Origin of the sequence: Calidifontimicrobium sp. SYSU G02091, assembly GCF_022631395.1 — a bacterium.
Lineage (GTDB): Bacteria > Pseudomonadota > Gammaproteobacteria > Burkholderiales > Burkholderiaceae_C > Calidifontimicrobium > Calidifontimicrobium sediminis.
Window position 1 is genome coordinate 92,124 of sequence record NZ_JALBGB010000011.1, and the last position, 9,665, is coordinate 101,788.

The window sequence follows — 9,665 nt, forward strand, 5'->3', positions numbered from 1 at the left end:
GCCCCGTCACGACGGCCGGAACGCGAACAGCCCGCCGCGGCGCGTGACGACGAGAACGGTGCTGCCCGACACCACCGGCGTGCCCACCACGGCAGAGCCGTCGGTGGCCAGTCGCAGCAGCGGCTCGCCGGTGGCGGCGGCCAGCCAGTGCAGGTAGCCCTCGGCGTCGCCGAACATCACCGTCGGGCCGAGCGCGATCGGCCCGCTGAGCCCGCGGTACAGGAAGCGCGGCGACGACCACAGCACCTCGCCGGTGGCCGTGTTCCACGCCGTGATGCGGTCGCTGCCGTCGGCCGCGAAGACACGCTGCGCGTCGCCGCCGACCGCCTGCGTGCCGCCCACCGGGCGGCTCCACACCTGCGTGACGCGCTCGGCGTCGATGCAGCCCACCGCGTGCTGGAATGCGCGCGCGCAAAACACCTGGCCCACCCGCAGCGGCGGGCCGACGAGGTCGGCCAGACGCTCGACCTCGTTGGTGCCGCGTGGCGTCGCCAGCGGCACCTCCCAGCGCACGGTGCCACGCAGCGGGTCGACGCCGGCCAGCCGCGCGCCCTGGCCGACGAGCAGCGTGTCGCCGAACGCGGCGACGACGCCCGCCTGCGCCAGCGTCAGCGCCTCGCCCGGGCGCTGCAGCCGCCACAGGCGGCGGCCGTCGAGCGCGTCGAACGCATGCACGGTGCGGTCGACGCTCATCACGAACACGCGCTCGCCGGCCACCAGCGGCGGCGTCGCCACGCGCGCGGGCACGCGCTGGCGCCACGCGACGCGCGCGCCGTCGAGCACGACGACCTCGTTGTCGCGTGTGACGACGGCAGCGAAGCGGCCGTCGCTGCCGACCCCGGCGGTGATCGGCGCGCCCACCGCCGTGCGCCACAGCACGCGGCCGTCGTCGGCGGCCAGCGAGAGCACGCTGCCGTCACCCGAGGCAACGACGAAGCGGTCGCCGACGACGGCCGGCGCGAGCGGGAAATCGACCTCGCCGACGCGCTGGCTCCACACCTGGCGGCCAGTGATTTTGGCGGCGAGCGGCTCGAGCCGCGTCGGGGGCGGCCGCGACGTCGACGAGCACGCGGCGACGAACAGCGCCGCCGCCAGCGCCGCCACGGCCGCGGGGCGACGCGTCATCGCGCGGCTCCGTCGGCCGCCGGCGCGGCGCCGAGTGCGGTCAGCTTGGCCTCGACGAGCTGGCGGTACTCGACGCTGGCGTCCATCGCGCGCCACGCGGCCTGGTACGCCGCCTTGGCGTCGTCGCGGCGGCCGAGCGCCATCAGCGCGTCGCCGCGGCGGTCGGCCACCAGCGCCGCGAACGCGGCGTCCTTGACGGTGTCGAGCAGTTTCAGCGCCTCGTCGGGCTTGCCGTCGTCGAGCAGCACACCGGCCAGCCGCAGCCGTGCGATCGCGCGGTACTCGTCCTCGGCGGCGTGGTCGGCCACCCATTGCAGCGCGGCACGACCGGCGTCGCGCTGCTGCTGTTCGAACTGCACGCGTGCGGCCAGCAGGCCGCCCTTTTCCGCATACGCGGTGGACGCGTAGCGCTGCTTGAGGTCGTCGAACACGCGCGCGACGCGCGCCGCGTCACCGGCGTGTGCCGCGCGCTCGAGTTCGTCGAACATCGCCGCGGCCTTCATCGACTGACCGCGCTGGTACCAGGTCCAGCCGTTCCAGCCGGCGTACGAACCCAGCGCCACCATCAGCGTCCAGGTGATCAGGTTGCCGTACCGCTTCCAGAACGCCTTCAGCGCGTCGAGCTGTTCCTGCTCCTGCAGGTCGAGGGGAGTCGCCATGTCGGTGGAAAGGGACGCAGCCGGGTCAAAGCGACGGATTATCGTCGAGGAGCTCGTGCGCCCACTGCGCCACCCGTGCCAGCGGGCGCGTGACCTGCGCGCCGGTGGCCTCGCCGGGGCGGGCACGCAGCGGCTTGAGCCCGACCTCGCCGCGGGCGAGTTCCTCGTCGCCGAACACAAGTGCCCACGTCGCGCCGCTCGCGTCGGCACGCCGGAACTGCGCTTTCATGCTGCCGAAGCCGTCCTTGCCGCCGGCGTGCATCAGCACCGACACCCCGGCGGCGCGCAGCGCCTCGAGCACCGGCAAGGCCTGCGCGAGCACGGCCGGCGACGGCAGCACCGCGAAAGCGCGCGGCGGCACGGGCGCCGGCGCGACGCCGGCCTCGGCCAGCAGCAGCAGCAGCCGCTCGACGCCCAGCGCCCAGCCCACCGCGGGCGCCGGCTTGCCGCCGAGCTGCTCGATCAGCGGGTCGTAGCGCCCGCCACCGCACACCGTGCCCTGGGCGCCGAGGCGCTCGGTGATCCACTCGAACACGGTCAGGTTGTAGTAGTCCATCCCGCGCACCAGCCGCGGGTTGACGCGGTACTCGAGACCCGCGGCGTCGAGCACGCGCCGCAGGCCATCGAAGTGCGCGCGCGACTCGTCGCCGAGATACTCGATCAGCTTCGGCGCCGCCTCGATCAGCGGCTGCATCGCCGGGTTCTTGCTGTCGAGGATGCGCAGCGGGTTGGTGTGCAGCCGCCGGCGCGAGTCGTCGTCGAGCAGGTCGTGGTGCGCCTCGAAGTGCGCGACGAGCGCGGCGCGGTGCGCGCGCCGCTCGTGTGGCTGGCCCAGGCTGTTGATCTCCAGCCGCAGGTCGCGCCCCTCGACGAGGCCGAGCTCGCGCCACAGCGCGCGGCACATCAGGATCAGCTCGGCGTCGACGTCGGGCCCCGGGAAGCCGAGCGCCTCGGCGCCGATCTGGTGGAACTGGCGGTAGCGGCCCTTCTGCGGGCGCTCGTGGCGAAACATCGGTCCCATGTAGTACAGCCGCTTGCCGCCGTCGTGCAGCAGCGAGTGCTCGATCGCCGCGCGCACGACGCCGGCGGTGTTCTCGGGCCGCAGCGACAGCTGGTCTCCGTTCATCGCGTCGACGAACGAGTACATCTCCTTCTCGACGATGTCGGTCACCTCGCCGAGCCCGCGCACGAACAGCGCGGTCGGCTCGACGAGCGGCGTGCGGATGTTCTGGTAGCCGTAGCGCGCCATCAGGTCGCACAGCGTGCGCTCGAGCCACTCCCAGCGCGCCGAGTCGGGCGGCAGGATGTCGTTCATGCCCTTGACGGCTTGCAGCTTGTCCATGGTCTCGGGTGCGAAAAGGGGATTCGTCGCGGGACCGCGGCCCCGCGCGCTGGCGCCAGGCCCGGGCAGCGGCCGTTCAGGCCGCCGACGAATGGGGCGCGCCGAAGCGGCGCTCGATGTAGTCCTCGACGATCTTCTGGAACTCGGTGGCGATGCCCTCGCCGCGCAGCGTCATCGCCTTGTGGCCGTCGATGAACACCGGCGCGGCCGGCGCCTCGCCGGTGCCGGGCAGGCTGATGCCGATGTCGGCGTGCTTGCTCTCGCCCGGGCCGTTGACGATGCAGCCCATCACGGCAACTTTCATCGTCTCGACGCCGGGGTACTTCGACTTCCACACCGGCATCTGCGCGCGCAGGTAGTCGTCGATCTGCTTGGCCAGCTCCTGGAACGTCGTGCTCGTCGTGCGCCCGCAGCCCGGGCAGGCGGTCACGCTCGGGTTGAACGTGCGCAGGCCGAGGGCCTGCAGGATCTCGAGCGCGACGACGACTTCCTGGGTGCGCGCCTCGCCCGGCTGCGGCGTCAGGCTCACGCGGATCGTGTCGCCGATGCCCTCTTGCAGCAGCACCGCCAGCGCCGCCGCCGACGCGACGGTGCCCTTGGTGCCCATCCCGGCCTCGGTCAGCCCGAGGTGCAGCGCGTAATCGCACCGGCGCGCGAGCGCACGGTAGACGCTGATGAGGTCCTGCACGCCGCTGACCTTGCAGCTGATGACGATGTGGTCGGGATTCAGTCCAAGCTCGCGCGCGTACGCCGCCGACGACAGCGCCGACTGCACGAGCGCCCGGTACATCACCTGCCGCGCGTCCCACGGCTCGGGACGTCTCGCGTTGTCGTCCATCAGCTGCGCGAGCAGCTCCTGGTCGAGGCTGCCCCAGTTGACGCCGATGCGCACGACCTTGTCGTACTTCATCGCCGCCTCGACCATCATCGCGAACTGGCGGTCGCGCTTGTCGCCCTTGCCGACGTTGCCGGGGTTGATGCGGTACTTGCTCAGCGCCTGCGCCATCGCCGGGAAATCGGCGAGCAGGCGGTGGCCGTTGTAATGGAAGTCGCCGACCAGCGGCACGTCGATGCCCATGCGGTCGAGCTGGTCGCGGATGTGCGGCACCGCCGCCGCCGCCTCGGGCGTGTTGACCGTGATGCGCACCAGCTCGGAGCCGGCCTGCGCGAGCTCCTTGACCTGGATCGCCGTCTCGATGACGTCGACGGTGTCGGTGTTGGTCATCGACTGCACGCGCACCGGCGCGTCGCCGCCGATCGTCACGACGCGGTCGCCCCACACCACGCGCGCCTGGCGCGAGCGGCGCGGCGCCGGCTGCGCGGCCTCGATCGGGCCGTCGTCGGGGGCGGGTTCGCTGTGCGGTCGGGTCATGGCGTCACTCGGGTCAGGCCGCGTCGGGGCGCTCGGATTCACTCGAGGCTGATCCGCGCCACGTTGTCGCGCGTGCGCGGCGCGAGGTCGACCGCCTGCCCGCGAAACGTCACCGTCGTGCCCGTCACGTTGCCGATTGTCGCGCGCAGCGGCAAGGCCCCGTTCACGCCGACGGCTTCGCCCGCCTGCAGCGTGCGCGACAGCAGCACGTTGCCGTCGCGGTCACGCACCTCGACCCACGACGCCTCGCTGGCGCGCAACAGCAGCGTGTCGGGCGCCGCCGCCGCGGGCGGTGTCGCGGCAGCCGGGGACGGGGCGGGTGCGGCGTGCGGCAGCGGCGCGGCGGACACGGGCTCGGCAGGCGCCGGCGCGGGCGCCTCGGACGCGGCCGGCTCGGCGGGCAGCGCCGGCTGCGCCGCCGGCGCCACCGGCTCGACGGCGGGCGGCGGCTCGACGCGCACGGTCTCGGCAGCCTCGCGCACCGTCGGCCCGAACAGGTTCTGTGGCAGCAGGTAGACGACGGCCGCGGCGAGCAGCACGATCGCCGGCGCCCAGAAGATCGGCCGGTTGACGAGCATCAGCTCGCCGCCGTCGTCGCGGCCGGGCCGGTCGCGAAACGGCGCATTCAGCCCGCTGGCGACCTGTTCGAGCCGCGCGGCACCGTTCGGTCGCGGCAGCAGAGCGAGCACCGGTGCGGCGTCGATCTTCAGCGCACGGCACACCGTCTGCGCGAGCGCGCGCGCGAACGCGGGGTCGGGCAGCTCGTCGTAGCGGTCCGCCTCGAGCGCCTCGAGCTTGCGCGGCGCGACCTTGATCGTCGTCGCGAGCACCGCGATGTGCAGGCCCTGCCGCTCCCGCGCCGCACGCAGCAGCGCCCCGGCCGTCGAAGCCGCGGGCGGCGTCGGCTCGGCAGCGACCTCAGTCATCGAAGCGCCGGCTCTCGAGCGCCGCCGCTTCGGGCGACTGCGGGAAGCGGCCGCGCAGTTGCCGCCCGTAGTCGGCCACGCCGGTGGCGTTGCCCAACTTGTGTTCGATGCGCGCGGCCAGCCACAGCGTCTGCGCGTTGACCTGCTCGGGCACCGCGTTGACGCGCCCGATGTAGAAGCGCGCGCGTTCGTACTGTCCCAGGCGCAGCAGCACCTCGGCGAGGTTGAAGCCGGTGGCGGGGTTGGACGGGTCGAGCTCGTACGAGCGCGCCAGCGTGCGCTCGGCGAGCTCGTAGCGCCCCTCGCGCGCCTGGCACACGCCGCGCGCGAGCAGCGTGCGCGTGACGCCGCGGTAGTTCGGCAGCTCGAGCGCGCGCGCGAACATCGCGTCGGCTTCGGCGTAGCGACGCTGCTGGCACATCACCCACGCCCAGTTGTGCATCGTCTCGCCGTCGCGCGGCGCGAGCTCGAGCGCGCGGCGAAAGCTCTCCTCGGCGAGCCGCATGTCGCCGAGGCTGGCGTAGACGAGGCCGCGCAGGTTGAAGGCGTCGGCGAAGTCGGGCTTGGCCGCCAGCGCCTGCTTGATCTCGTCGAGCGCCGTCTCGGTCTGGCCGCGGGCGAAGTAGTTGCTGGCCAGCTCGACGCGCACGCGCGCGCGGCGCTCGGCGTCGGTGAGGTCGGAGGCGGTGCGCACCTCGGAGGCGCCACCCGCACCGTCGGTCGTCGCGCAGCCGGCGCCGAGCCCGACGGCCAGCGCGGCGATCGTCAGGGCGGCCCACGCCGCGGCAGCGCGGGCGCGGCGGGTCGGCTGCGGGCGGGCGATGGCGGGCATGGGGCTGCGGGCTCCTGGCAGGCGGGGCGTCGGGCTCGTGCCGCGGGGGACCTTCGCGCGCGTGCGCATCAGGGCATCAGGGGTTGGCTGCCGCGGCCGGGGCGCGCAGCGGCGCGCGCACCAGCCGCAGGTGCACCCGGGTGCGGTCCTGCACCTCGCCGGCGAGCTGGCCGCAGGCCGCGTCGATGTCGTCGCCGCGCGTCTTGCGCACCGTCGTCACGATGCCGGCGTCCTGCAGCACGCGAGCGAACGCGGCGACGCGCTCGCGCGGCGAGCGCTTCAGCCCCGACGCGGGGAACGGGTTGAACGGGATCAGGTTGAACTTGCACGGCACGTGGCCCTTGACGAGGCGCACCAGCTCCCGCGCGTGCGCGTCGCTGTCGTTGACGCCGTCGAGCATGCAGTACTCGAAAGTCACGAAGTCGCGCGGCGCGCGCTCGAGGTAGCGCACGCAGGCATCGAGCAGCGCGTCGATGCCGTCCTTGCGGTTGAGCGGCACCAGCGCGCTGCGCAGCGCGTCGTTGGGCGCGTGCAGCGACACCGCCAGCGCCACCGGGCAATCCTCGCGCAGGCGGTCGATCATCGCGACCATGCCCGAGGTCGAGACCGTCACGCGCCGGCGCGACAGGCCGTAGCCGTGGTCGTCGAGCATGACCTTGAGCGCCGGCACCAGCGCCGCGTAGTTCTGCAGCGGCTCGCCCATGCCCATCATCACGACGTTGTCGATCACGCGCTCGCCGCCGGGCTGGCGCAGCCGGTGCTCGGCGAACCAAAGCTGCGCGACGATCTCGCCGGTGGACAGGTTGCGGCTGAAGCCCTGGTGACCGGTGCTGCAGAAGCGGCAGCCGACCGCGCAGCCGGCCTGCGACGACACGCACAATGTGCCGCGGTCGTCCTCGGGGATGTAGACGGTCTCGACGGCGTTGCCGCCGCCGACGTCGAACAACCACTTGACGGTGCCGTCGGCGCTGCGGTGCTCGCTGATCAGCGGCAGCCCGCGCACTTCGGCGACCCCGGCGAGCTTGCCGCGCAGCGACTTCGCGAGGTCCAACATGCGATCGAAGTCGGACTCGCCCTTCTGGTGGATCCAGCGAAACAGCTGGACCGCGCGGAAGCGCTTCTCGCCCAGGCTCTCGCAGTACGCCGCCAGCGCGTCGAGGTCGAAGTCGAGCAGGTTGACCGTCATGTCAGCGCGCGCCGATGGCGCCCCGGCGTGCCGCACGCCCGGCCGCGGGCCGCGAGCGAAGCGGGCACGGGCGCGTCATGACTCAGCGGCTGTAGATGTTCATCGCCGGGAAGAAGAACGCCACCTCGACGGCGGCGGTCTCCGGCGCGTCGGAGCCGTGCACCGCGTTGGCGTCGATGCTGTCGGCGAAGTCGGCGCGGATCGTGCCCTTGGCGGCCTTCTTCGGGTCGGTGGCGCCCATCAGCTCGCGGTTCTTCGCGATCGCGTTCTCGCCCTCGAGCACCTGCACCATCACCGGCCCCGAGGTCATGAAGCTGACGAGGTCGTTGAAGAACGGGCGCGACTTGTGCACCGCATAGAACGCCTCGGCCTCGGCGCGCGACAGGTGCAGCATCTTCGCAGCGACGATCTTCAAGCCGGCGGCTTCGAAACGCGCGTAAATCTGGCCGATCACGTTCTTCGCGACGGCGTCGGGCTTGATGATCGACAGGGTGCGCTCGATGGCCATGACTTTATTCTCCTGAATCAAGAACTTGGCAAAGTTTTGTATTGTAGTCGCGAGCGCCCGCCAAGCGCTCGGGCGCGCCGCGCTTCAGCGCCCGCCGCGGCGGCCGCCGCCGCGCCCCGAGCGGGTCTTGCGCTGCAGCGCATCGGCGCCGATGTAGCCGACCGAGGTCTGCATCGGGTCGGGCTGGCGCGGCGTCGTACCCCCGCCCTTGCCCTTCGCGGCGCCCTTGCCGCCTGCCTTCACCCCACCGCGGCGGGCACCGAGCAGCGGCCGCTCCTTCTGGACGAAGCGCTTGTCGTAGGTCTGCTGCAGCGGGTTCGGGATCGGGCCGTCGTCGTCGAGTTCGCGCCGCGGGGCCCGTTCGCGCTGCAGCGCGCGCTTGTCGTAGGTCTGCTGCAGCGGGTTGGGGATCGGGCCGTCCTCGTCGATCTCGCGCCGCGGGGCGCGCTCGCGCTGCAGCGCGCGCTTGTCGTAGGTCTGCTGCAGCGGACTGGGGATCGGCCCGCCCTCGAAGCGGTCGGCGGCTTCACTGCCCTCGGCGCCACGCCCGCCGCGACCCCGGCGGCGTCGACGCGACGTGCGCCCGCTGCCTTCGCCGTCGGCCGCGCGCGCCGCCGCCGGCTGCGCGGCACGGCGGATCGCCTTGACGTCGGCTTCGCCGAGCTCGACCCACGCGCCACGCTTGAGCCCGCGCGGCAGCACGACGGTGCCGTAGCGGATGCGGATCAGCCGGCTGACGGTCAGGCCGACGGCGTCGAACAGCCGCCGCACCTCGCGGTGGCGGCCTTCGGTGATCACGACGCGGTACCAGTGGTTGGCCCCTTCGCCGCCACCGTCGACGATCGACTCGAACTTGGCGGGCTGGCCGTCGATCTCGACGCCCTCGAGCAGCCGCCGGCGCGCCTCGTCGTCGAGCAGGCCGAGCACGCGCACCGCGTACTCGCGCTCGACGCCGAAGCGCGGGTGCATCAGCTGGTTGGCCAGCTCGCCCGAATTGGTGAACAGCAGCAGGCCCTCGGTGTTGATGTCCAGCCGCCCGACCGACTGCCACTTGCCCTGGTGCAGCTTCGGCAGCCGGCGGAACACCGTCGGGCGCTGCTGCGGGTCGTCGTGCGTGACGATCTCGCCGGCGGGCTTGTGGTAGGCGAGCACGCGCGGCGGTGGCGGCGCGATGCGCAGCTTGATCGGCTTGCCGTTGACCTTGACCTGGTCGCCCCAGCTGATGCGCTGGCCCGTGTGCGCCGGCTCGCCGTTGACGGTGATGCGCCCCTCGAGGATCAGCTGCTCCATGTCGCGCCGCGAGCCGATGCCCGCCTGCGCGAGCACCTTGTGCAGCTTCGGCGCATCGGGCTCGGGGGCCAGCACGCGTTTGGTCGGCGCGGGCTCGACGGTCTCGGTGTCGGCGGGCGGCTCGGCGTCGAACGCGCCGGACACGACGGCGCCGAACACCGCATCGGGGTCGGCCCGCTCGGCGAGGACGGTCTCGACGGGCGGCGCTTCGGTGACGGCCTCGCCGGCCGCTTCGCCGCCGCCCGTCGCCGCTGCGGCAGTGCCGTCGCGCCGCCCGCGCCCACGCCGGCCGCGACGGCGGTTGCGCCCGCTGCGCGCCGGACGCGCCTGCGAGGCGTCGCCTTCGCCCGCAGCGCCCGCCGCAGCCTCACCGGCGTCGGCGGGGGCCGCGGCGTCTGCACCAGCAGCGACGGCCCCACCCTCGC

Annotated in this window: 9 protein-coding genes; all 9 read right to left on the reverse strand. The window is 73.3% G+C overall.

What is annotated here, in order from left to right; genetic code table 11:
• Positions 1-6 precede the first annotated feature (6 nt).
• Positions 7-1,125: an outer membrane protein assembly factor BamB gene (bamB, locus tag MOJ79_RS09130; RefSeq protein ID WP_241923864.1), complete on the reverse strand. Its 1,119-nt coding sequence runs from the start codon at positions 1,123-1,125 to the stop codon at positions 7-9.
• Complete coding sequence (locus MOJ79_RS09135; RefSeq protein ID WP_241923865.1) at positions 1,122-1,784, reverse strand: YfgM family protein; 663 nt, start codon at positions 1,782-1,784, stop codon at positions 1,122-1,124. The genes bamB and MOJ79_RS09135 overlap by 4 nt, the downstream gene beginning before the upstream one ends.
• A 25-nt stretch (positions 1,785-1,809) precedes the next feature.
• Positions 1,810-3,126 (reverse strand): histidine--tRNA ligase, encoded by a 1,317-nt coding sequence (gene hisS, locus MOJ79_RS09140; RefSeq protein ID WP_241923866.1) that lies wholly within the window; start codon positions 3,124-3,126, stop codon positions 1,810-1,812.
• A gap of 76 nt (positions 3,127-3,202) precedes the next feature.
• Positions 3,203-4,498 (reverse strand): flavodoxin-dependent (E)-4-hydroxy-3-methylbut-2-enyl-diphosphate synthase, encoded by a 1,296-nt coding sequence (gene ispG / locus MOJ79_RS09145; RefSeq protein ID WP_241923867.1) that lies wholly within the window; start codon positions 4,496-4,498, stop codon positions 3,203-3,205.
• A gap of 38 nt (positions 4,499-4,536) precedes the next feature.
• The gene (locus MOJ79_RS09150) at positions 4,537-5,424 is read right to left on the reverse strand and encodes a helix-turn-helix domain-containing protein (protein WP_241923868.1); all 888 of its coding nucleotides are present in this window, start codon (positions 5,422-5,424) and stop codon (positions 4,537-4,539) included.
• Positions 5,417-6,256, reverse strand: a complete 840-nt coding sequence (gene pilW, locus MOJ79_RS09155; protein ID WP_241923869.1) for a type IV pilus biogenesis/stability protein PilW — start codon at positions 6,254-6,256, stop codon at positions 5,417-5,419. The genes MOJ79_RS09150 and pilW overlap by 8 nt, the downstream gene beginning before the upstream one ends.
• A gap of 76 nt (positions 6,257-6,332) precedes the next feature.
• Entirely contained in the window at positions 6,333-7,442 is a 1,110-nt protein-coding gene (gene rlmN, locus MOJ79_RS09160; protein ID WP_241923870.1) for a 23S rRNA (adenine(2503)-C(2))-methyltransferase RlmN, read from the reverse strand.
• 82 nt (positions 7,443-7,524) lie between these two features.
• Positions 7,525-7,950: a nucleoside-diphosphate kinase gene (gene ndk / locus MOJ79_RS09165; RefSeq protein ID WP_119354544.1), complete on the reverse strand. Its 426-nt coding sequence runs from the start codon at positions 7,948-7,950 to the stop codon at positions 7,525-7,527.
• 84 nt (positions 7,951-8,034) lie between these two features.
• On the reverse strand, positions 8,035-9,665 hold a 1,631-nt coding region (locus MOJ79_RS09170; protein WP_241923871.1), incomplete at its 5' end, for a pseudouridine synthase.